25 protein-coding genes and 1 pseudogene are annotated in these 24,104 nt (G+C 35.6%); 1 reads left to right on the forward strand and 25 read right to left on the reverse strand.

What is annotated here, in order from left to right; all coding sequences use genetic code 11:
* Nucleotides 1–7 precede the first annotated feature (7 nt).
* From aroB to ACIQ7L_RS03745, 17 genes and pseudogenes are all read right to left on the reverse strand, one after another.
* Nucleotides 8–1,099, reverse strand: a complete 1,092-nt coding sequence (gene aroB, locus ACIQ7L_RS03665; RefSeq protein WP_400566718.1) for a 3-dehydroquinate synthase — start codon at nt 1,097–1,099, stop codon at nt 8–10.
* Nucleotides 1,099–2,271, reverse strand: a complete 1,173-nt coding sequence (aroC, locus tag ACIQ7L_RS03670; RefSeq protein ID WP_400566720.1) for a chorismate synthase — start codon at nt 2,269–2,271, stop codon at nt 1,099–1,101. The genes aroB and aroC overlap by 1 nt, the downstream gene beginning before the upstream one ends.
* A gap of 299 nt (nt 2,272–2,570) precedes the next feature.
* Entirely contained in the window at nt 2,571–3,017 is a 447-nt protein-coding gene (gene ndk / locus ACIQ7L_RS03675) for a nucleoside-diphosphate kinase (protein ID WP_097897234.1), read from the reverse strand.
* 125 nt (nt 3,018–3,142) lie between these two features.
* Entirely contained in the window at nt 3,143–4,105 is a 963-nt protein-coding gene (gene hepT, locus ACIQ7L_RS03680) for a heptaprenyl diphosphate synthase component II (RefSeq protein ID WP_097897235.1), read from the reverse strand.
* 31 nt (nt 4,106–4,136) lie between these two features.
* On the reverse strand, nt 4,137–4,850 hold the full coding sequence (locus tag ACIQ7L_RS03685) for a demethylmenaquinone methyltransferase (protein WP_097897236.1): 714 nt from the start codon (nt 4,848–4,850) through the stop codon (nt 4,137–4,139).
* Nucleotides 4,851–4,880: 30 nt separating this feature from the next.
* Entirely contained in the window at nt 4,881–5,636 is a 756-nt protein-coding gene (locus ACIQ7L_RS03690; RefSeq protein WP_097897237.1) for a heptaprenyl diphosphate synthase component 1, read from the reverse strand.
* Between the two features lie 240 nt (nt 5,637–5,876).
* Entirely contained in the window at nt 5,877–6,446 is a 570-nt protein-coding gene (folE, locus tag ACIQ7L_RS03695; RefSeq protein ID WP_026591201.1) for a GTP cyclohydrolase I FolE, read from the reverse strand.
* 121 nt (nt 6,447–6,567) lie between these two features.
* Nucleotides 6,568–6,840, reverse strand: a complete 273-nt coding sequence (locus tag ACIQ7L_RS03700) for an HU family DNA-binding protein (RefSeq protein WP_001043860.1) — start codon at nt 6,838–6,840, stop codon at nt 6,568–6,570.
* 297 nt (nt 6,841–7,137) lie between these two features.
* On the reverse strand, nt 7,138–8,616 hold the full coding sequence (spoIVA, locus tag ACIQ7L_RS03705; RefSeq protein WP_097897238.1) for a stage IV sporulation protein A: 1,479 nt from the start codon (nt 8,614–8,616) through the stop codon (nt 7,138–7,140).
* 248 nt (nt 8,617–8,864) lie between these two features.
* Entirely contained in the window at nt 8,865–9,575 is a 711-nt protein-coding gene (locus ACIQ7L_RS03710) for a hypothetical protein (protein WP_400566726.1), read from the reverse strand.
* A 135-nt stretch (nt 9,576–9,710) separates the two neighbouring features.
* A complete protein-coding gene (locus ACIQ7L_RS03715; RefSeq protein ID WP_400566729.1) occupies nt 9,711–9,914 on the reverse strand; it encodes a DUF2768 domain-containing protein in 204 nt (67 codons plus the stop codon).
* Between the two features lie 277 nt (nt 9,915–10,191).
* The gene (locus tag ACIQ7L_RS03720) at nt 10,192–10,443 is read right to left on the reverse strand and encodes a stage VI sporulation protein F (protein WP_400566731.1); all 252 of its coding nucleotides are present in this window, start codon (nt 10,441–10,443) and stop codon (nt 10,192–10,194) included.
* Nucleotides 10,444–10,561: 118 nt separating this feature from the next.
* Nucleotides 10,562–11,584 (reverse strand): NAD(P)H-dependent glycerol-3-phosphate dehydrogenase, encoded by a 1,023-nt coding sequence (locus ACIQ7L_RS03725; protein ID WP_097897243.1) that lies wholly within the window; start codon nt 11,582–11,584, stop codon nt 10,562–10,564.
* 18 nt (nt 11,585–11,602) lie between these two features.
* Entirely contained in the window at nt 11,603–12,913 is a 1,311-nt protein-coding gene (gene der, locus ACIQ7L_RS03730; protein ID WP_400566734.1) for a ribosome biogenesis GTPase Der, read from the reverse strand.
* A 124-nt stretch (nt 12,914–13,037) separates the two neighbouring features.
* Nucleotides 13,038–13,223 (reverse strand): capping complex subunit for YIEGIA, encoded by a 186-nt coding sequence (locus ACIQ7L_RS03735; protein ID WP_097897245.1) that lies wholly within the window; start codon nt 13,221–13,223, stop codon nt 13,038–13,040.
* The gene (locus tag ACIQ7L_RS03740) at nt 13,220–14,113 is read right to left on the reverse strand and encodes a YIEGIA family protein (protein WP_400566737.1); all 894 of its coding nucleotides are present in this window, start codon (nt 14,111–14,113) and stop codon (nt 13,220–13,222) included. The genes ACIQ7L_RS03735 and ACIQ7L_RS03740 overlap by 4 nt, the downstream gene beginning before the upstream one ends.
* Nucleotides 14,106–14,716, reverse strand: a pseudogene (locus tag ACIQ7L_RS03745) (YphA family membrane protein). Before ACIQ7L_RS03745 ends, ACIQ7L_RS03740 begins: the two are co-directional and overlap by 8 nt.
* 118 nt (nt 14,717–14,834) lie before the next feature.
* Between ACIQ7L_RS03745 and ACIQ7L_RS03750 the strand changes: the two are divergent.
* A complete protein-coding gene (locus tag ACIQ7L_RS03750; RefSeq protein WP_174099616.1) occupies nt 14,835–14,969 on the forward strand; it encodes a YpzI family protein in 135 nt (44 codons plus the stop codon).
* Between the two features lie 37 nt (nt 14,970–15,006).
* Here the strand turns inward: ACIQ7L_RS03750 and ACIQ7L_RS03755 are convergent, their stop codons facing one another.
* From ACIQ7L_RS03755 to ACIQ7L_RS03790, 8 genes are all read right to left on the reverse strand, one after another.
* Nucleotides 15,007–17,571 (reverse strand): winged helix-turn-helix domain-containing protein, encoded by a 2,565-nt coding sequence (locus tag ACIQ7L_RS03755; RefSeq protein WP_400566739.1) that lies wholly within the window; start codon nt 17,569–17,571, stop codon nt 15,007–15,009.
* A gap of 39 nt (nt 17,572–17,610) precedes the next feature.
* Nucleotides 17,611–18,597, reverse strand: coding sequence for an ABC transporter permease (locus ACIQ7L_RS03760; RefSeq protein WP_400566742.1), 987 nt, complete (start codon nt 18,595–18,597; stop codon nt 17,611–17,613).
* Nucleotides 18,594–19,337 (reverse strand): ABC transporter permease, encoded by a 744-nt coding sequence (locus ACIQ7L_RS03765; RefSeq protein ID WP_400566744.1) that lies wholly within the window; start codon nt 19,335–19,337, stop codon nt 18,594–18,596. Before ACIQ7L_RS03765 ends, ACIQ7L_RS03760 begins: the two co-directional genes overlap by 4 nt.
* Nucleotides 19,338–19,348: 11 nt before the next feature.
* On the reverse strand, nt 19,349–20,287 hold the full coding sequence (locus ACIQ7L_RS03770) for an ABC transporter ATP-binding protein (protein ID WP_400566746.1): 939 nt from the start codon (nt 20,285–20,287) through the stop codon (nt 19,349–19,351).
* Nucleotides 20,288–20,423: 136 nt separating this feature from the next.
* Entirely contained in the window at nt 20,424–21,473 is a 1,050-nt protein-coding gene (gene fni / locus ACIQ7L_RS03775) for a type 2 isopentenyl-diphosphate Delta-isomerase (RefSeq protein ID WP_400566748.1), read from the reverse strand.
* 12 nt (nt 21,474–21,485) lie between these two features.
* Nucleotides 21,486–22,634, reverse strand: a complete 1,149-nt coding sequence (rpsA, locus tag ACIQ7L_RS03780) for a 30S ribosomal protein S1 (RefSeq protein ID WP_400566750.1) — start codon at nt 22,632–22,634, stop codon at nt 21,486–21,488.
* Nucleotides 22,635–22,981: 347 nt separating this feature from the next.
* Nucleotides 22,982–23,659: a (d)CMP kinase gene (gene cmk / locus ACIQ7L_RS03785; protein WP_400566752.1), complete on the reverse strand. Its 678-nt coding sequence runs from the start codon at nt 23,657–23,659 to the stop codon at nt 22,982–22,984.
* A gap of 130 nt (nt 23,660–23,789) precedes the next feature.
* On the reverse strand, nt 23,790–23,963 hold the full coding sequence (locus ACIQ7L_RS03790; protein ID WP_400566754.1) for a YpfB family protein: 174 nt from the start codon (nt 23,961–23,963) through the stop codon (nt 23,790–23,792).
* Between the last annotated feature and the right edge of the window lie 141 nt (nt 23,964–24,104).

A 24,104-nucleotide genomic window follows, 5' to 3' on the forward strand; every position in this document is an offset into this window, starting at 1 on the left:
CGCGAATTTAAGCGGATGCCATATCCTTTTGAAATGCTTCTAACGCAACGTGAACGGTCTTATCTGAAATAGATACGACGTTCACTCCCCCATATTCCTGCATAAGTACCATATGAATTGTCCCCGCGCTTGCTTTTTTATCTTGTTTCATTACTTGCACAAGACGGTCTACATTCAAAGGACTTGGCATATTGGGATAACCATACTGAGAAAACCAATGTTTTATTTCTTTATAAGCAAGATCAATCTTATAAATTTGCTCACTTAAAAATATGGCAAATAACATACCAATTGCAACCCCATCACCATGTGTGATGTTACCGTACCCCATCTCTTTTTCAAGGGCATGTCCTAATGTATGTCCAAAATTCAAATGAGCACGTACACCTTTTTCAGTTTCATCTTGCGCTACAATATTCGCTTTCACAGGAACCGCTCGTTTTAATATATAGATTAATTTATCATCTCGTACATCTTCTAATGTCTTCACTTCACTCTTTAACCAGTGATATAATTCTACATCACCGATCAAAGCATGTTTTATGACTTCAGCAAATCCCGAACGCCACTCTTTTTCCGGTAACGAATTTAAAAAAGGTGTATGATACAGAACCGCTTCTGGCTGATGAAATGCGCCAATCATGTTTTTTCCTAATGGATGATTAATTGCAACTTTCCCACCAACTGCACTGTCATGCGCCAATAACGTTGTCGGGACCTGGATAAAGCGAATACCGCGCATAAATGTCGCTGCAACAAATCCAGCTAAATCACCGATCATTCCGCCGCCCAGTGCAATAACTAAAGAGTTACGATCCATCTTATTTTCAAGCGCAGACGTATGTGCCGCATAAAAGTTCTCGAAAGATTTCTCTTTTTCGCCACTAGGAACAACAAATGAAAATACTTTTTGTTCTATTTGTAAAGCATCCATAACTGTCTGTAAATGCAAGGGAGCAACAGATTCATCAGAAATTATCATTACATTAGATACAACCGGTTTCATATTTTGAACAAGCATTGTTAAATGTGACAACGCATCTTTTCCAACATATACATCATACTCTTTTGATTTCGTTTGAATATGTATGTTCTCCATTAAAATCCCCTCGCATATTCATTATGTTTCTCAATATTTTCACGAATACAATCCATACGATCTACTCCAAACTGCTCCATTAAAGCTGTCGCTAATTCCCACGCAACAACTGCTTCAGCTACAACGCTAGCCGCTGGTACAGCACAGCTATCTGAGCGCTCAATACTTGCAGTAAAAGGTTCTTTCGTATCGATATCAACACTTTGAAGAGGTTTATATAATGTCGGTATTGGTTTCATGACACCGCGCACAACAACGGGCATTCCTGTTGTCATACCCCCCTCTAATCCACCCGCATGATTCGTTTTTCTTGTATATCCGTTTTCTTTATCCCAAAGAATTTCATCATGAACTTGACTGCCCGGTCTATGCGCAGCTTCAAATCCAATTCCAATTTCTACACCTTTAAAAGCATTAATACTCATAACTGCCGCTGCTAATTTTGCATCTAATTTTCTATCGTAATGCACATAGCTACCTACCCCAATCGGCATCCCTTCTACAACAACTTCTACAATTCCACCAATAGAATCACCATTTGCCTTCGCATCATCAATAGCTTGCATCATTTTTTTACCCGCTTCTTCATCTAAACAACGCACAGGAGATGCTTCCGTAATGGTTTGTAATTCTTCAATGGAGCTGTATGTAAGTTTTTCTGCTCGTACACCACCAATTCCCACAACATGTCCAGCAACTTGTATGCCTAATTCAGCTAAAATCTTTTTAGCGACAGCACCAGCTGCAACACGAACTGTCGTTTCACGTGCCGAGGATCGCTCAAGTACGTTTCTCATATCTCGATGGCCGTATTTAATCGCACCATTTAAATCAGCATGTCCAGGTCTAGGCTTTGTAACTTGTCTTTTCATCTCTTTTGCTTCTTGTTCTGTTAGAGGCTCTGCTCCCATAATCTTTGTCCAATGTGCAAAATCACGATTTTCAACAACAAGTGCAATTGGAGATCCAATTGTTTTTCCATGTCTAACACCGCTAACAATTTGCACTTGATCTTTTTCAATTTGCATTCGTCTTCCGCGGCCGTATCCTTTCTGTCTTCGTGCTAATTCTTCATTTATATCATCCGCCACTAAAGATAGTCCCGCTGGAACCCCTTCTAAAATCGTTGTAAGTTGGGGACCATGAGATTCACCAGCTGTAATATATCGCATCGGTCATTCCTCTTTTCATATATATTTTTCACGCTATGTAAAAAACGATTATCTCTCATAATTCTATAAGAAAATTAAAAATTTATGTAGTAAATAAGCTTCCTGTTTTACCACATTTTTCATTGGCCTATCATCTCTATATTGATTTGCCCTTTACTTTAAGTATCAATATATCACAACCAACCTAGCTTCGTAACCAATTGAAATTAAAAAAAAGTGCAAGAAGAATAATTCTATTCTCCTTGCACTTTTTACTATTATCACAATGATTAAAGCGTTTACAAATTATCTCGAAATAATTAGTAAATCCATTGATTCATTAATTTTGAGTAGTCTACTAATTCTTCTTCTTTGAAGAAAATACCAATCTCACGTTCTGCACTTTCTACAGAATCAGAACCATGAATAATATTTTTCCCAACTGTTAAACCAAAATCGCCACGAATTGTACCTTGTGCTGCTTCACTTGGTTTTGTTTTACCCATCATGTTACGAGCAGTATTTACTACATCCTCACCTTGCCATACCATCGCAAAAACAGGACCAGATGTAATGAAATCTACTAACTCACCAAAGAAAGGTTTTTCTGTGTGCTCAGCATAATGTTTTCCTGCAATTTCTGGAGTAACTTGCATTAATTTCGCGCCAACTAATTGAAAGCCCTTTTTCTCAAAACGAGCTACAATTTCCCCAATGAAAGCACGTTGTACACCGTCTGGTTTTACCATTAAAAATGTTTTTTCCATAAAAAATCTCTCCACTTCTAAATTATGTATGTAATTGTACATCCCCACACACATATTAACACCCTTATCACAATTGTGCAATATTTTTGAAATAGAGAGATTATTTTATTTTTAAGAACAAACCATTAAAATTTTCTTTTTCCAATATACTTTGCAACATTTTGCAAAGCATATTTTGCCTGCCCGCGCGGTAATGGTTTTATTACTTCTAATGCTTTATGTAAATAACGTTCACTAAATGCGAATGCTTGATCAATTGCTGGACTCATTTTAATCGCATGAATAATTTCTTTCATTTCACTTGCCGTTGTATTTTCATGAACTGATACAATTTTTTCACGAAGCTTTGGATCCTCCATAGCATATAAAGCTGGCAGCGTAACATTCCCTTGCAGCAAATCGCCTCCTGCAGGCTTTCCAAGCTTTTCTTCTGTTGAGACAAAATCTAAAATATCGTCAATAATCTGATAAGACATACCAACAAAATACCCATACCAAAACAAACGCTGTACAGTATCACGATTCGCACCTGAAGCAATTGCTCCTAACTGACAACTCGCAGCAATCAACAACGCTGTTTTTCTCTTTATTCTTCGCAAATATGTTCTTAAATTTTGATCATAGTTATACTTGTCTTTAATTTGTTCAATTTCACCTTTACACACTTCCAAAATCGTGTAAGATAAAGCTTGATGAGCTGCTGGAACTTCTAAATTCGTAATGCACTCAAGAGACTTCGCAAACAAATAATCCCCTGTATACATTGCGATACGATCTCCCCATTTCGCATTCACCGTCGCACTACTACGTCGCAAAAGTGCTGCGTCAATCACATCATCATGAACAAGGGAAGCCATATGAATGAGTTCTAATGCAACTGCCACATGCTTAATTGCATCTAACTTATAGTCCCCAAACTTCCCTGCAAGCAATACAAAAACAGGGCGAATTCGTTTCCCACCAGCCTCAATGAGCTGTAACGCCGCCTCTTCCACTAACTGCTGCTCTGAGGCAACAACCTTTTTTAATTCTTTTTCTATTACATTAATATCCGATCGTAAAAAAGAGTACATAAGTTGTAACTTCATATTGTTCACCTTAACCTAAAACGTCTTTTTTCTATTTTGATTCGGGTTTAAACCCTAAATGCATAGCTGCCACCCCAAAAGTAAATGGTTTCACTTGCACACGCTCAAGTCCAGCAGCTTCAAACATATTTGCTAATTCTTTCATCCCAGGGAATGTGCTAGCAGATTCCTGAAGCCATGAATATTCCTTATAACTTTTTGCAAACATCTTTCCAAACAACGGCATAATATATTTAAAATACAATATATACATTTGACGGAAACCTATCATCGTTGGTTGTGATGTTTCTAAACAAATCACTTTTCCACCTGGCTTTACCACGCGAGTCATTTCTTTTAATACATGCATATAATCTGGAACGTTACGCAATCCAAAACCAATTGTTATATAGTCAAATGTATCATCTTCAAACGGAAGCTCCATTGCATTCCCATGCATAAGTTCTACATGTTTTAATCCTAAAGCCTTTACTTTTTCTTTACCAACAGATAGCATATTTTCACTAAAATCTAAACCATATACTTTTCCGTTTGGACCAACAGCATTAGCAAGTGCAATTGTCCAATCCGCAGTTCCACAGCACACATCTAATGCCTTACTACCAGGTTTTACATCCATAATTCGCATTGTTTCTTTACGCCATGCTTTATGTCTTTGAAAACTAATAACCGAATTCATTACATCGTATTTATCAGAGATTTTCTCAAATACGTCATGTACTCTTTCTTCTTTTGATTGTTGCATGCTCTTACCCTTCTTCCAATATAAAATTGCTTATGTTCTCAATTTGTCTTTTAAAGTAGAAACTATACCGTCAATTTCTTTATGACTTTGTAGAAATGTATGTTCTTGTTTGTTCATTTCTTCTAACCACTCTTTAAAGACGGTTTCCACGTTTCTGTCATCATCATTTGATAGAGTTGCTTGAACCGCTTGAAAAACAGGTACATTTTGTCTTTCAGCATGCAATTGATACTCTCTTTGAAGACGATTTCTCCCTAATACATACGCCATAAACGGCTTCCAATGCGGTAAATGAAAATGGTCACATGTTTTCTGCAGAAGTGCTGATTCAATCATCATCACACTTTCAATGACTTCATCAACTATTTGATACTCCTTCTGATATAACATAATTTTATGTTCATTAATTTCTTTGATTCCTTCAGCAAGTGCACGAATAAGTACAATATCACAATTCATTGAAAGTAAATAATAATACAAGCCACTATAATAATCACCCGCAAGGACTGTGAGTTGACGACGCTTATGAAATCCACTTGTTTCTTTATCCGCTTTATTTGATACCTTTTCATGTGTATCAAGAGCAATTTGTACAAGCATAATCGTTACCACATAGTGATCAATCTGTTCTTTATGTAAATTTGCACTCTTTAAAGCAGCATATAAAAGTACTACTTTTTCCTCATCAATAACTGGTTCTTCAATATAATTTATAAAATAAGGATGGCGCAGTTTTGCTAGCAACTGCTCCTTTATACCCGCATACCCTCCGTAGATGTCACACACAAAAATCACCCTTGTTTTCTAATTCATAAAACTTATTATAACACATACAGTCTATTTTCTATAACCAAAACTTGGTTGATTCAAACAAACTGCAAGTAAAGCCCTATATACACAATAACGTGAAACTGTAATTAACAAGTTTTTTCTGATCTCCATTACTTGTTATCCACCGCCAATCGGTGCTATTATTGCCAAAAATAGCAAGATAAATAAAAAAGAAAAGCAGTTTCCCGCTTTTCTTTACTTCGTCTTAATAAAAGACAAAATTTCACTACGTGCTGCTGCATCATTTTCTAATACGCCACGCACTGCTGTAGTTACTGTTTTTGCACCAGGTTTTTTCACACCACGCATTGTCATACACATATGTTCTGCTTCCACAACTACCATCACGCCATGTGGTTCTAGTACTTCCATAATAGAATTAGCTACTGTTGATGTAATACGTTCTTGAAGTTGTGGACGGCGTGCAATTGTATCTACCGTACGAGCTAACTTACTTAAACCTGTGACTTTTCCACCACGTGGAATATATGCAACATGAGCAACTCCATAAAATGGAACAAGGTGATGCTCACACATCGAATAAAATGGAATATCTTTTACTAATACAAGCTCTTCGTGATCTTCTCCAAATACTTTATGCAGGTGTTCCTTTGGATCTTCATGCATCCCTGAGAATACTTCTGCATACATCTTTGCAACACGTTTTGGTGTATCAAGTACTCCCTCGCGATTTGGATCGTCTCCAATTGCCTCTAAAATAAGGCGTACTGCTTGCTCAATTTGTTCTAAATTAACTTTTGCCATCCGCTAGCCCTCCCGAAAAACCTAAAAGTGATACGAACACATTCTAGCATATTTATGATTTTAAAAGCAAAAAGAAGAGTCTCCAAAAAGGAAACTCTTCTTCCCTGTTAATATGTAAGGATTATTTAACCGCATCTTTTAACGCTTTACCAGGTTTGAATGCAGGTACTTTGCTTGCAGCGATTTCAATTTCCTCACCAGTTTGTGGGTTGCGTCCTTTACGAGCCGCACGCTCACGAACTTCGAAGTTACCGAATCCGATCAATTGTACTTTATCACCTTGTTTTAAAGCTTCTAAGATAGAATCAAAAACAGCGTCAACTGCTTTTGTTGCATCCTTTTTAGAAAGGGAACTTGCTTCTGCAACAGCATTGATTAAATCTGTCTTGTTCATGCCATTCACCTCCTCCCAAAGATAGGACTGTATAATGATCATAAAATGAGTCTTACTTTCATTTGTAGGCAATTTTCACAAATTCTATACTACAAAGATGTAGATAAATCATTATCAACGCCTATATTATACGATTCTCCTGTATAATTCAATATTTTTAAAGAAATTGTTACCTCGAAAATGTGAAAAACTGATGAAACTTGACAATATGCAACAAAGTATTAGATAATTGCTATTTATTTTTCCTATTATTCACTACAAAAATGAAAAATCCCTCTGCATGCAGAGGGATTTTTCCTATAATATAATTGCAATTAATCCACCAGATCCTTCGTTAATAATTCTTTCTAATGTTTCTTTTAATTTATAGCGTGCATTTTCTGGCATTAGAGACAATTTCGCTTGAATTCCTTCTCGGACAATTGAACTAAGCGAACGTCCAAAGATATCAGAATTCCATATTGATAGCGGATCATCTTCAAAATCTTGCATTAAGTAACGAACAAGTTCTTCACTTTGTTTTTCGGTACCTATAATCGGTTCAAATGTGGATTCAACATCTACTTTAATCATATGAATAGATGGCGCAACAGCTTTTAATTTCACACCAAATCGTGACCCGTGGCGAATAATTTCTGGTTCATCTAGACTCATATCAGCTAGAGCTGGGGCAGCTACACCATATCCGGTTTGTTTCACCATTCGTAAAGCATCTGAAACTTGATCATATTCTGTTTTCGCATGAGAGAAATCAAGCATAAGCTTTAACAAATGATCTTTCCCTCTAATTTCTACACCTACAACTTCTTTTAAAATTTGATCGTACAACTCATCCGGCGCATATAAATCAATCTCGGCTACCCCTTGCCCCATATCAATCCCAGCCAAACTTGCCCGATCAATAAACTCATACTGGCTAAATTGCCAAACGACACGATCTACATCACGAAGCCGTTTTATATCTTTAACTGTCTCTTGAACAGCTTCTTGATAACTCTGACGTAACCAATGCCCCTCATTCAACACCATTACCCAGCTCGGAAGATTTACATTCACCTCTAAAACAGGGAATTCAAACAAAGCTTCACGAAGTACATTGTATACATCTGTTTCTCTTAAACTCTCTACACTCATCGCGATTACCGGGATATCATATTCTTCTGATAAACTTTGACGTAACTGCTCCGTATCTGGATGGTATGGCTGTACAGTATTAATGATCATGATAAATGGCTTTCCTACTTCTTTTAACTCATTCACTACGCGCTCTTCTGCTTCTATATAATCCCGTCTTGGAATTTCACCAATCGTTCCATCAGTTGTAATGACAACCCCAATAGTAGAATGCTCTTGAATCACTTTACGTGTTCCGATTTCAGCAGCCTCATGGAATGGAATAGGTTCTTCATACCAAGGTGTGTTAATCATGCGCGGACCATTCTCATCCTCATAACCTTTCGCTCCAGGAACTGTATAACCCACACAATCTACTAATCGAATATTTACCTCAAGACCGTCATCAACATGGATGGAAACCGCTTGGTTTGGAACAAATTTTGGCTCCGTTGTCATAATCGTACGTCCAGCAGCACTTTGGGGTAATTCATCCTGCGCACGCTGCCGATCTGATTCATTTTCAATATTCGGAATAACAACAAGCTCCATAAACTTTTTTATAAACGTTGATTTCCCTGTTCGAACAGCCCCTACAACTCCGAAATAGATATCACCGCCTGTGCGCTCAGCAATGTCTTTAAAAATGTCTACCTTTTCCAAGTGATTCCCTCCCTCAAAATTTTTGGGAATAATTCAAGTTCTATTAACAAACCATACCCTCTCTGATGTTTCCTATAATATCTGATATAACATAAAGATATTCTGGAAGTTCGGACAATATATCATATGATTTTGTCCCAATTTCATATGACTATTTAAAAAGAACTTTTTGTTTGCATCACAAGTTGTATTACATGAAAAAACCTTTCTTCTAGAACTTATTCGCTAGAAGAAAGGTTCATGACTTATCATTTAAAAAAAATTGGCTCCCCGTTTCTTACTGTATAGGGTAAAGAATATGCAGGTACAAATGGTGAATCCTTTAGAAGCATATTTCGAATATCCTCACCTTCTTTAATATTCCCTTCATTTTTTTGTAGCATTTCATATAAATCCATTCGATAATCAACAAAAATCTCCCCTTTTTCATTCATTACGAGGGGCAATCCTTTTCCAGAATAAGGGCTAGTTACTTGCGGTACATCTTTATATCCCATCTTTTTAAAATCAAGTTCATACACACCATCCGCAATAACCTTTTTAAAAGGCGGATATTGATGTTCATCCCGATACATTCGCAATTTTAGCGTAACATCTTGAATTTGTTCTGCTATTCTTACATCAATCAACTTTACCGTTGGATTTGTTTCGACATCTACTAATACATATTGGTATACACCACCACTTTCATATGCATTCCCTGGCGCTTCCTGCATATAACGCGGCGCTAATTTTTGAAAATCGATAGGATATTTTTGATAAATTGGTGTACTCATGTCACGTGTCTTTATAGGTAACAAACCATTATTTTGCTCTTTATATGTATGAACTGCCTTTTGAACAGCTTGTAACTGATCTTCATAGGGGACAGCATTTTGTTTCATATTTTCTCTTGGATACATACACCCTGCTAAAATGCTTGTACAACAAAATATTAAAATAATATAGACTTTTTTCAACGACAATCCCCCTTTATCATCTTGCTAGTGTATACCTCGTTACCGCTATGAAAGCAATTAGACCACTATGTTTAGTGGAATTTTATAATTTTTTAGCTGTCACGATTCATCGCAAAATAAAAAAACACCTTTCCTTTATTGCTCCACTGGTCCACTAAACACAACGAGGAAAATAACAATCCCAGATACGATCACAAGTGTATACGCAACAGCCGCTGTAATCCCTTTCAAAAATTTATTCTTCATCCTATGTCTACTTATCAAAATAAAGATTACCGCCATGAACATAAATCCCATTGCCCCTAAAGAAAACCACATTTTTATAAGCCCCTCCGACATATGCACACCCCTTTATTCTCACTCTGTTTTTATACTATTTTAACAAATTAAAAAATTTAAACAAATACAATTCATGATTTTATTATGAATTCTTTTCTCACCCAAACTTTTACTACAAATATTTTTCAAATCCATTAACCCCTGATGCCATCAAATGTAAAAACAAAAATAAAACCGAAGCGAATGCTTCGGTTGACCAAATATGCCCAAAAACAGCTCTATTTCCATTTTTTCATAGCTATCATATGCAATCTATAAACGCTGTGTTTCTCATACTTTATTTTTTAAACATTTTCCCCAACGAGCTAAAGTCTGTCGGCATATTATTATTAATAATTGCTTTTACAATTTGATCTTCTTGCTCTTTTGGCACCTCTCGCCCTGCCATTATAGCAACTTGATGAATCAATTGACGGAGCACTTTCTCATCACGTAAATTCGCATGTTGTACAGATGATGCTAATTTAAAAATATCATCTTTATTCACTTTCGCTTCTTTCTCAATATTATTGAAAATGTTCTGATCCATTTCCTTCACCCTCTCTTCAAGTTACTTTTTATCGTATGCAAAAAGAAATAAAATGGTGAAAAGACCCAGAAAAACAAAAAAGCCATATAAGTGCGAAAGGCACCTATATAGCTTTTATTTACAATAAATCAGGGATAGCCTCAACTTCATGCTTTCGAACACGTCCCATCAATGAACCTACTGCATCCTTTACATTATTTCCATTGAACAGCACATCGTATAAGACTGATGTAATTGGCATTTCAACTTCCATTTTCTCTGCCAATTCATAAGCTGCCTTCGTTGTTCTTACGCCTTCAACGACCATTCCCATACTGTCTAGTACTTCTTCTAAAGAATGTCCTTTTCCAAGCATATTTCCAGCACGCCAATTTCGACTATGAACGCTTGTACAAGTTACAATCAAGTCACCCATTCCTGTTAAACCAGCAAATGTTAGTGGATTCCCGCCCATCTTTCTTCCTAAACGAGCAATTTCTGTTAAACCACGCGTCATTAGTGCTGCCTTCGCGTTATCTCCTAATCCAAGTCCATCTGTGATTCCAGCGGCTAATGCAATAATATTTTTTAATGCCCCACCAAGCTCTACCCCAATGATATCTGGATTCGTATATACTCGGAAATAACTGTTCATGAACAAATCTTGCACTTCTTCAGCTGCTTCCATACGTTTAGCAGCGGCAGTAACAGTTGTAGCTTGACGAAGCCCTACCTCTTCCGCATGGCTTGGTCCTGATAGGACAACAACATCTCGAATAAGATGCGCTGGAATTTCTTCTTCAATCACTTCCGAAATACGTTTTGAAGTTCCTGGTTCAATTCCTTTACTCGCATGAATCCAAGTCATTGGTCCTGAAACAATTTCTTTCATATTTTGCAATACTTCCCGGTACGCTTTCGTCGGTACAACTAAAAGTACTGTATCTACATCTACTAATGCTTCTTCTAAAGAAGAGTAGGCTACGATTGTGCTTGGCAATGTAATCCCTGGAAGGTACCGACTGTTCTCATGTTTCATATTCATTTCATCCATGAGCTCAGAACGATTTCCCCAAATACGTACATCATGACCATTGTCAGCTAATACCATCGCCAACGCTGTTCCCCAGCTACCTGCTCCTACTACTGTGATTTTTTTCATAAAATCACATCCTCTCCATTAGTCTCTTGCTCTAGAAATAATTCGAATTGGCGTTCCTACGAAGCCAAACGACTCACGCAAACGATTCTTTAAGAAGCGTTCATATGAAAAGTGCATTAATTCTGGATCATTTACAAATATAACAAATGTCGGTGGTTTCACCGCGACTTGCGTTGCGTAGAAGATTTTCAAACGTTGTCCATTATGTGTTGGTGTTGGATTCATCGCAACAGCATCCATAATTACGTCATTTAATACATTCGTTTGTATGCGAATGCTATGGCTTTCATTCACTTCATTAATAACCGGTAATAATGTCTGTGTACGTTTTTTCGTTTTCGCAGATAAGAATACAATCGGTGCATAATCTAAAAATTGGAAGTGCGCACGAATATTTTCTTCAAATGCCTTCATTGTCTTTTCATCTTTTTTTACTGCATCCCACTTATTCACAACGATAATAACAGCTCGTCCTGAGTCATGTGCATAGCCAGCGATTTTTTTATCTTGCTCAATAATTCCTTCTTCACCATCTAAAACAACTAAGACAACGTCAGAGCGTTCAATCGCTCTTAGCGCACGAAGTACACTATACTTTTCGGTACTCTCGTATACTTTCCCTTTTTTACGCATCCCAGCTGTATCAATAATAACGTAATCTTGGCCATCTTTCATGTATGGTGTATCGACGGCATCACGTGTCGTTCCTGCTACATTACTTACGATTACACGTTCTTGACCAAGCAAAGCATTTACAAGTGATGATTTACCTACGTTCGGACGTCCAATTAATGAAAAGCGGATCGTTTCGTCATCGTATGCCTCTTCTTCAACCTTTGGAAAATGCTGCGCAGCTTCATCTAATAAATCCCCTAATCCCAAGCCATGTGTACCTGAGATTGGAAATGGCTCACCAAATCCTAATGCATAGAAGTCATAAATTTCATTACGCATCTCTGGATTATCTACTTTATTCACTGCAAGTACAACCGGTTTTTTAGAACGGTATAAAATTTTTGCAACTTCTTCGTCTGCTGCAGTTACACCGTCACGGCCGTTTGTCATAAAAATGATAACATCCGCTTCATCAATCGCCACTTCTGCTTGTTGACGAATTTGTGTCAAAAACGGCTCGTCTCCAATATCAATTCCACCTGTATCAATAATGTTAAATTCATGATTTAACCATTCTCCTGCACTATAAATGCGATCTCGCGTTACACCTGGGATATCTTCTACAATGGAAACTCTCTCTCCAACAATTCTATTGAAAATAGTAGATTTCCCTACGTTCGGGCGGCCTACTATTGCCACTACTGGTTTCGGCATATACTTTCATCCTTTCAATTTGCTTCTGTTTATTATGTAAAAAACCCTTCTTTGTGCAAGAAGGGATTTGCATTCCAGAATATTTCTTATCATATCAAAACATCTCATATTATATCACACGTTACTAATGTTTCACAATAATATATACATTCTCTTGCAAACGATGGGCAATGCCATCTAAAATTGCTTCTAAATTATTTGCGACAAACTCCATCTCTTCTTTTGACTCACAAACAAATAGCGGTGCCCCACCAGCAAACTTTTCTGGCATGGTTGTAATAACAGCAAGAATATAACTCTCTAATATCATCTTGTATCGCCCCTTCCTTTCGGAGCTTCTGATGACATGTGAACCGCACTTTCTAATGTTGGTACATTCCCTATTACAGCAATTGCTTTTTTTACATCTCGATCTTGCGGAAGTACAAATACACCTACTCTTCCATCCTCTAAATCACGCTTAGCTAGTGGCGCTAACGCGGGTGTTCCAGAATCTCTAAATATCCCTAATGCGACTGAAACATCATGTAAAATCGCTTGTCGTTGCCCAAGGTTGGCAATCGTTACCATTGCATCTATAGACTTAGGCTTTAAAATAAAGCCCATTCCATACTTCATAATTTCTTCTTGCCGTGCTGGCAATCCAATATTCATAATATAAATGTTATCAATGTAGAGTCCAGCCCCTTCAAAGTGAAGAGGACTATACTCAATATCTACAAGATCACTCAACCTTTTACCAGACATCAATATTTTGGCAATAAAGAGCCCTACTATACCAGCAACTACGCCAGCAATCCATGAATGAAAGCCTATATATGTAAATGTTGTCGCAAATGATGTTAACATCGCTAAATAGTTGCGACTTTCAAACACTATGGCTATTCCCTCAATATATGTGTTTCCGCGCGGTACAAGTTCATACCCATCTAATTGTTGCAATGTATTCCTTTCCATATTTCGCACATCACGAAATTGAGTTGCTGCTAATGTCAAGAAAGTAATTGCTGAAAAATCTTTCTTCAAAATAGATGGAATTGCAATCGCCCCTAAAGCTGCTGCGATTAATCCCATAGCAATATGAATAATTTTCCCATGTAAACGTGTAGGATATTGTCTTGTATCTGTACGCAGCATAAAAATTCTTGTTACTGTTCCTGCAATCACGCCACACAAAATGGCTGGTGTATATTCAGTCATGTATTACCCTTGCCTTTCTTTTACATGTTTTTTCCTAAGCTGTCCTGTATAAGCTGATACTTTTGCGATCCAAATCAAAATTGCAACAATCAGCGTAGAAACAGCAACGATATCAAAAAATGCCAAACTACCAAATTCATACGGAAAATGTAGCTTACGGAAAATAAACGTTACTAATATTTCCCCTTGTAACGCTCCCGCATATAAAGAGCATAGACGCAACAAACGGTCCTCGTGTAACAATATTGATGCATATACAAGAGCGCCACTTAACATAAAGGTTCGATTCATAACAATCCAGATTGGATCATACACTTCTAATAAACGAAAACTTGTATATAACATAGCGATGATAAGCGCTGAAAGTAAGACGTATAATTTTTTCCAAATAGAATATAGCGTAATCCCTAAAAAAGAAATGATGCCAAGTAAAAGAGCATTTACTGATATCGTGAAAGAAGCAATAGATACTGTTATTTGCGAGCAAATAATAAATATTAATATAACGGCACTTACCTTCCAACGAACAGATTCTTTTTTCATAAAAAATGTTGCAACAATCCAGCCCACCCATGCTAAAAAATAAAAATAATTTCCCTCCATATTTTTCCCTCCTATCATTTCCATTATGGGAACTTTTTATAAAAACTAATCCTTTTCTTCTTTCTGTATAGTTTTTCTTATAACAGCAACACTTTGTAATAAGGAGGTGTATACAAAAATGGGAAAAGATCGTCAAGAAAAGAAACTAAAACAATCGCGCCGCGTTGAATCTGATCGTAATCAATCACTGCAATACCCTGGTGCAACGGGGCTTGATACACCAGAGCAAGCAAGAAAACAAAATCAACATTAAAAAAGAACTGAAAAAGCAGCTCATATCAGCTGTTTTTTCAGTTCTTCTCCTGCGTTATTAATCCAATCTCTAACGCTTTGTTAACTGCTTCTACACGATTAGAAACTTGAAGTTTAGCATATATATTAATAATATGCGTTTTAACTGTTGAAATTGAAATACAGAGTTTTTCACCAATCTCTTTATTCGTTGCTCCAGTAGCTAGGACAATTAGCACCTCTAATTCTCGCTGACTTAACATTGGGTCTATTTCTTCTTTTTGCTTTTCTCCTAATAATTGAAATAAAAAATCTTGTTCTGCCTTATTTAAATCTTGTAACCTTTCTTTTTTCAAGCATACGAATAATGGTTTCAATTGTTTCTCCATTAATTTATATGGTGACAGGATACTATTTTCATAACTATAATAGATAGCTTCTCTCAATAAATTTAGCTGTTCTCGTTTCCCTTTTTTATTTTTTTCTAATATACAGACCTTCAATAACAGTGATTCAATGAGTACAATCCGCATTTTGTTTTTTCTTGTAAATTCTGCAACCTCATCAATTACATGTAGTGACTCCTGTATATTCCCTTTCCATGATAAAATTTTTGCATATAATAGCTTATCTTCCATTCTCAAACGTTTTTTTATCTTCTTTTGATGGTACATGGAAACAAACAGATTGATTTGCTCTCTATATTCTCCCTCAAGCTCTATTGCATATTTTAATAAAGATGCTAAATGCTGTTGATATACAGGAAATGCTTGTAACTGACGAATTATCTCTACTGCACTCGGATAATTCCCTTTCAAAATTTGAAGTTCCATAACATTATATAAATATCCTTTTTCTAAAGCGGACTCTCCTTGCGAAACCTTTTCTAAAGACTGCTCCGCCAAATCTAATTGCAATCGTTTTAAATAAATACCTGTTACTCCAATATAACAGCTTTCTAACATTGTCCTCAAAATTGGATGTTTCTCAATGAACGAAAATATTTCACCATATAACTTTTCGCATTCATTTAATTCTCCTAAATCTTCTTTTATTTGACTTAATGAACTTAAAATAACAATCTTTACATATGGATTTTTAATTTTCTGTTCAAGCATTTGAGCCTTGTGGAGCATATATAGAGCTTCTTTAACTCGTTCCTGAAACCTTAGAAGAAACGATAATTCCGCATAAATAATCGCTTTCGTCACATCACTCATATTCATCTCATCCATTTCAGTGATAAACGCTACATCTACATATAAATTTTCTTCCACAATTAAGGCTTTACAAAAGTCAAATACCCTCCAATATTCTGACTCACTTTTTTGTTCATAAATGACTGTTAATATGTCTACGCAGCGTTCTAATTCCAAATTGCAGTAATAATAAAATATAAGCTGAAAAGCCAATTCCTTACGTCTCACAACAAAGGATAGTGGAATATGGTGTAGATATCCCCAGCCATTTCGATTCTGTCCATATCTTTCAATTTTATCTAAAGCCGCTTCATAATCTTTCGCTTCTAACAATACCTTTACACACTCATCAAAATCTCCTAGCTGTTCATATATATAAGCTGCGCGTAAATACAGTTCCTCCTTCTCTTCTTTTTCTAACTTCTCAAAACAATGTTGTAAAAATTGTTGAAAAATGGCGTGGTAACGGTATATTCCTCTCTCTTCATCAATCACTGTCATAAATAAATTCTTTTGAAATAATCGTTTTAATATTTCCTTTGCATTTGGTTTTCCTAAAAATTGATTACAGATTCCTTCCGTAAAATAGCTTAAAATCGAAGTTTTGATTAGAAAATCTTTTTCCTCCTCTTTTAAATCATTTAATATCTCATTTGATAAATATGTGATTACATATTTATTAAGAGCCTTTATATTTTCTATCTCATTACGCCGATCTAATTTCGCAAGCGCGAGAAGCTGAAGCCCACCAATCCACCCTTCAGCTAATCCGTTCATTTTTTGAACAAGTTCTTGTTTGATATTTAATCCCAATGTTTCTTGAATAAATTGAACCCCTTCATGAAAGGATAATTTTAAATCTTTGTCACCAATTTCCAAAATCGTTCCTGCCATCAATAATTCTCCGGTATATATATTCGGTTCATCCCTCGTTAATATAATCATTCGAATATTAGGAGAAGAATGTTTTAAAAAATATCTTATAGACTCATTTACCTCATGATCCACAATATAGTGAAAATCATCAAAAACAATTGTAATATTTTCTTCTTTACTTAGTAGATTAATAAGCTCTATGACAATATACTTCATGTCTTCCTTGTGCATAATTGTTTGAAATAAAGTAAAAATCTCCTCTTCCTCTTTCAAAAAAACGCGTAAACTCTCCAACACATAATACCAAAAAGAAAACAATGTATTATTTTCTTCATCTAATGAAATCCAAGCTACTGGTAACCCTGGATATTCTTTAAAAAACGATGCCAAGACAGTGGTTTTCCCACTGCCAGCTGCACCTTTTATTGCAATTAACTTATAATTATCTAAATCTTGTAGCTTCCGAAATATGCTCTCCCTTTTTACGTAATTCTGTCGCGGAACTGGAGGCATAAGTTTAGTCGAAAGAATTTGAAACTCTATATTCATCCTATCACCTTGTCATTCATTCTCAATTCCCAGTTTATCCTAAATTTTACCCGTTTTCACCATTTTATTATGCATCCATACACTCATTACGAAAAATAACATCATAATTATTACAACATATATAAAATGACCTATATTATCAATTATACGATGACCATTTTCAATTGATTCAATAAATAGAAGATACTGTTTTTGAGGAAGAATTTTTACAAACCAATCAATTATTGTCCCATTGTCTTTTACAGAAAAAAACAACCCCGACAAAATAGATGTAAGAACAATTATTGAAGAAGATAACATAACGACGTTATCTTCTTTCTTTATTATCGTACTCATAAATAAAGAAAAAGAAATTCCCAGTAAAACAAGAATTGCTAACATATAACTATATTCCAAATAACTAAATCCTATTTTCACATTAAAAATACTCTTTTCAATCATCGAAATGAGGAATATCGGGATATATAGCATACAGAATACGAACAAAATATGCCCCAATAGATAATTATTTATCCGTATTTTTGAAGATACAATTCGAGTCAATATTTTCTTTTCTCGATCCTCTTTATAAAAGTGCATAAACATAACACTACCTAATAAAACAAACATACAAACATACCCTAATATATTTGTACCAATTTTGCGTGTTTCTTGCGTATGAACAGATTGATCTCTCTTTTTCCCAATAGCATTTTCTATTTCTTCCTTAAAGGCTTTCCCTTTTATTGTTTTTATATCCAGCTGACCATTTTCCTTCATAGTAATGGCTGCATCGTATTTTTTCATCACAAATTCTGACATACTAGGTACTTCCTTCACCTTAGTAACCTGAAATCCTTCTGCTTGAATTTCAACGTGCTTCCCATTCGTTACATAGGCAATATTGCCTTTCATCTCAAATTTTGATGTAAAAAAAATTGCAAGAGCGATTGAAACACTCGTCAAGATAATCGTTAAAAATACATAGCCCTTTTTACTTAAAACTCGATTTAAATTATGCTTAAAAACAATCCCAATTTCATTCATACATAATCCTCCTCTTTAAAAAAGACGGAACAGAAAAACAGCCCTAAACTAGACAACACAATGAATATACTCCCTGTTACACCAAATAAACTCAAATCATGATCATACACAATTTTCATCATACATTCTACAACCCACTTCACAGGAGAAATATACGATACAACACGGATCATGTCTCCGTATCCATCAAGCGAAAAGAAAATACCGCCCAAAATTGCAAAAATATTATTTATAATTGTTAATATCGCATTTGTCACTTCTTCGCTTTTTAAAATGCAACAACATAGTATTCCTACAACAGAAGAAAACATATTAAACAATAGCGCTATTATAACTACATAAATAGCATAACGGCCTCCAAACGATACTTTTAGCCAGATATGTGTCACCAGCATTACAAATAGTAAGCAAATAGAAGTAAATGTAAATGTCGCTAATACCTTCGTTATATATACATAAGAAGTACGAATCGGACTATACATGACTCTTAAATTACTGCTCTTTAAACTTGATTCCATGAAACTATTTGACGCTGTCATAGAAACATTTAATACACTATAAATTAATATCGTAATCCCATAATAATCATAAGAGGTAATCGTTGCCTCTCCATAGATATCACTACTTAAATAACCAAGAATCACGATAAACAATAAAGGAAAAATTGTATTCGTTAATACGAGAGGGGGATTTGTTATAATGTTCATCATATCTCTTTTATAAAGGGTTAAAAATCCCATATGAACCACCTTCAATCTCTTAATTTTCTCCCCGTAAGTTGTAAAAATACAGTTTCCAAACTAGCTACTTCACTTGTCATATTTTTTATTTTTACACCCTTATTCATAAGAAGAGCTATCACCTTATCTAAATTTTCTACACCCTTTATCACAGTAATTTGCAATAACTCTCCTGTTACTTTTACATCTCTTACTCCTTCTACTATAAATAACTCTTCTCCGATTCCTTTTGTAATCCCATCACATTCAATGGAATAACATATATCATTCATAATATGTTCTTTCAATTCTTCTTTTGACCCTTCCGCAATGACTTCCCCACGATCAATCACGATAATTCTAGTTGAAATTTCCTCTACTTCCTCCATGTAATGTGTCGTATATAAAATCGTAGCTCCCTTCTCTCTTAAATGCCGGATAGATTGCAAAATATGATTGCGGGACTGCGGGTCAATCCCTACAGTTGGCTCATCCATAATAATGACTCTTGGCTTATGGGCAATTGCACACGCTATATTCAATCTCCTTTTCATGCCACCAGAAAAAGTTTTTGGTTTTTCCTTTCTCTTATCTAAAAGAGAAACAAATTGTAAAGCTTCTGTTACAGCTTCTTGTAGTTCATTTCCCTTTAAGCCATAAAGAGAAGCAAAAAATGCAACATTCTTTTCAGCTGATACCTCTTCATATATAGCTAAATCTTGCGGAACAATCCCTAAAGAACTTTTTATATATCGTTCATTTCCTTTATAATTCTTCCCATCAAATAAAATCTCTCCCTTATCTTGTTTCAATATTGTTGATAATAAGTGAATAAGCGTACTTTTCCCGGCCCCATTCGGCCCAAGAAAGCATAAAATTTCACCTTCCCATACAGAAAACGAAATATTAGATAGCGCTGCAAAATCCCCATAGCGCTTCGTTACTTTATCCACTTCAATAATTTTGTTCATACCATCTTCTCCTTTCCTCTTCATTGTACGAAACAGATACATAAAAAAAATCAACCGAACGGTTGATTCTTTCGGTTGATTTTTTATTCTTATCTTATTTTGATTTATGAATAACCTACAAAAAACTTAAAAAGCATTACCTCTTACTATAGTGTGTAGTATCAATCCCACGTTGCGATAACCAATGATACGTATCGCCTTTCACAATGAGTGGCACTTTCTGAAGTTCAGATATTGTGCTAGCTCCAAGAGCCGTCATAATAAACTGTAAATCCATATGTAAAAGTTCTATTTCATCCATTAATTTCTGGGTACCTTCATTCATCAATATACGTAAAAAACATCCGGCAAAAGCAGTTGCCTGTGCCCCTAGCGCAATTGCTTTTGCTACATCAAGCGCAGTTTGTATACCGCCAGATGCAATGAGAGAGAGGTTATTATTTGTAGAGGATGCTTCTATTATTGAGGGAGCCGTCTGAATACCCCAATCATTAAAATAAGAAAGCATTCGCTTCCTTCTTTCATTTTCCACAGCAGCAAAATTTGTCCCTCCCTGACCACCAATATCTACAGCTGTCACGCCTACATCGGCTAACTGCCGCACTGTTTCTTTGCTCATTCCAAAACCTACTTCTTTCACTATAACAGGTACTGTAGAACTGAGAACAATTTTTTCAATCCGTTCTAATACTCCTGTAAAATCTCGGTCACCTTCTGGCATCGTTAATTCTTGAATAACATTCAAATGGATTTGCAAAGCATTGGCTTCAATCATGTCAACCGCACGATTTGCTTGTTCAACTGTCGCTTCACTACCTAAGTTTGCAAAAACAAGTCCGTTTGGATTTACTTTTCTAACAATTCGATAAGAGGATGCTTCTCTTTCATCTTTTAACGCTGCCATTTGAGAACCGACAGCCATCGCAAGGTTATGATGTTTCGCTACATATGCTAACTGTTCATTAATATGTAATGTTTGATCTCCACCACCGCCAGTCATCGCATTGATAAAAATCGGCGAACTTAGTGAAAGTTCGCCGATTTTTGTTTCACATGTAATACTTTCATAACTTGAATTTGGCAAGCTTTGATGGACAAATTCAATATCATGAAATCCATGTGCACGAGACTGCCCGGTGGAAAGAGCGTATTCAATATGTTCTAATTTACGTTTTGCCCTTACCACTTGTACCCCTCTTTATTTCTTTAATTTTTTCAATTGTTCACCGATAATATCACTAAATTGGAAAGTTGCAGACTCAGAAGCTGGCTCATATTGGCTATAATCTTCTGTTACATTATTTTCTTCAAGAGCTTCTTTTATGCTTAAAGAAATACGTTTTTCTGCTGCATGTACTTCAAGTACTTTCACTTTCACTTCTTGTCCCATTTCTAATACTTCATTTGGATTTTTCACGTGACGATTTGCGATTTGTGACACATGCACAAGTCCTTCTACACCTGGTAAAATTTCAACGAAAGCACCGAACGTAACAATACGTCTTACTGTTCCCTCTCGAATATCTCCCACTTTTATTTCATCAGCAACATTTTCCCAAGGCCCTGGCTGAGCTGCTTTAATTGATAAAGAAATGCGATGTGTATCTGCATCAACGGATAATACTTTTACTTTTACCTTTTGTCCTTGTTCTAATAAGTCAGAAGGCTGTTCAACACGATCATGGGAAATTTGTGAAATATGAACTAAACCATCTACACCGCCAACGTTAACAAAAGCACCAAAGTCCGTTAATCTTTGCACGGTTCCTTCCACAATATCTCCTTCTTTTAAAGAAGAGATAGCCTCTTTTTTCTTAGAATCTAATTCCTGTTCTACTACCGCTTTATGTGAAAGAATAACACGGTTCTTTTCGCGATCTAGTTCAACAATCTTCACCGCTAATGTTTTTCCTTTGTATTCAGTAAAATCTTCTACATAATGTACTTCTACAAGTGAAGCTGGAATAAATCCGCGGACACCAAGATCCACAACTAAACCACCATTCACGATATCTTTTACAGTAACATCAAATACATCACCAGAATTGAATTTCTCTTGTAATTCTGTCCACGCTTTCTCTGCATCAACAGCTCGCTTAGATAAAACAAGATCATCATCTTCTAATTTAATAACTTTCAACTCAAGAGTTTGGTCTAATTCTACAACATCGCTCGCTTTTTCAATATGAACGTTAGCTAATTCACTAATAGGAATAACGCCATCTGTTTTGTATCCAACATTTACAAGAACTTGTTTTTCTTCAACCTTTGTTACAGAACCCGTAACAACGTCACCCACTTGTAATGCTTTTGAATCCATCACTTCTTCATTCATTTTCTCTACCATTGAAATACCTCCCTACAGAATTGACAAAGCCTTTTTTATGTATATACGAAATGAAAACAAATGCTTTCATTTGCATGTTATAAGAAATGTTCCACACATACCCAATTCCAATACACTTTATAGGAAAATACATAAAACCTATATAATTAGTATACAGCAAATTTGCCTTGAATAAAGTATGTTTTGAAATATAATAGCGAATATATTCTGACAGTTCTATCCCTCTTTAACTAACTTCTTACAAATTGGCTTATTTGTCAAGGAAAGCGTCTTATGATTCACTACTATCTTGATATTTTTAGAAGAAATAAACAAAAAAATAAAGAAAGAGGAATATTCCCCTTTCTTTATTTCACAAACGCTTCAGAAACAATGTTCATAATTTTTTGGACAACCTCTTCAATTGATAAGGAGGTTGTATCTAATTCTAATGCATCATCTGCTTTTTTAAGTGGAGAAACTTCGCGCTCTGAATCCAATTTATCACGCTGGGCAATTTCTTTTTTTAATTGCTCTAAACTGGAGGCGAACCCCTTCTTCATATTTTCTAGATGTCTTCTTCCCGCTCTTTCTTCAACAGAAGCAAGCATAAAAATCTTCACTTCAGCATTAGGTAATACATGTGTACCAATATCACGACCGTCCATTACGACGCCACCCTTTGCAGCTAATCCTTGTTGACGGCGTACCATTTCTTCACGAACAAGACGATGCTTTGCAACAATAGATACACGATTTGTTACGTCTGGTGTACGAATCACTTCAGATACATCTTGTCCATTTAAAAAGACAAGTTGTGTATTTTCTCCTTGTTGAAATTCGATATGTACATTTTTTAAAACATCCATTAATTTTTCTTCATTTTCAATATCCACATTTTGTTCAAGCGCAGCGTATGTAAGAGTACGATACATTGCACCTGTATCAATATAGACATATGAAAGTTCTTTTGCAACAACCTTCGCAACCGTACTTTTCCCAGCAGCCGCTGGACCATCTATCGCAATTGAAATTCGTTTATCCATTGTAACACCTCATTTTTTCACTTATAAAACAAAATGAAAAGCAGGTATATCCCCCTGCTTCTCCCCGTTTGTTTCACGCCATTAAATCCTCAATTATTGTAGCATAATCCTTCCTAGAAGAAAATGAAAACTACTTATTCACCTGTAAAATATCCGTTGTATCTTTCGTCATAACCCCTTCGTAATAAACAATTTTTGACAAATACTTAATCGAAGATTCCTGCATGAAGAGCAATTGGACAACGCAAAGGCAAATAAACTGAATCACTAATATACGAATTAAAACTCTCTCCATCTTTTTCAAAAAAGACGCCCCTTTTCATTCTCATCTTCTTATAGTAACTACCCATAAAAAAAATGTAAGATCTAACTTTATTGTCATTTTCCATGCAAACTTTTATACATTTTCATTGTCCAATTTGCTAAAAGCATGGTATGTTCTAAA

The sequence above is a fragment of the Bacillus sp. NPDC094106 genome (assembly GCF_044764345.1).
Taxonomy (GTDB): domain Bacteria; phylum Bacillota; class Bacilli; order Bacillales; family Bacillaceae_G; genus Bacillus_A.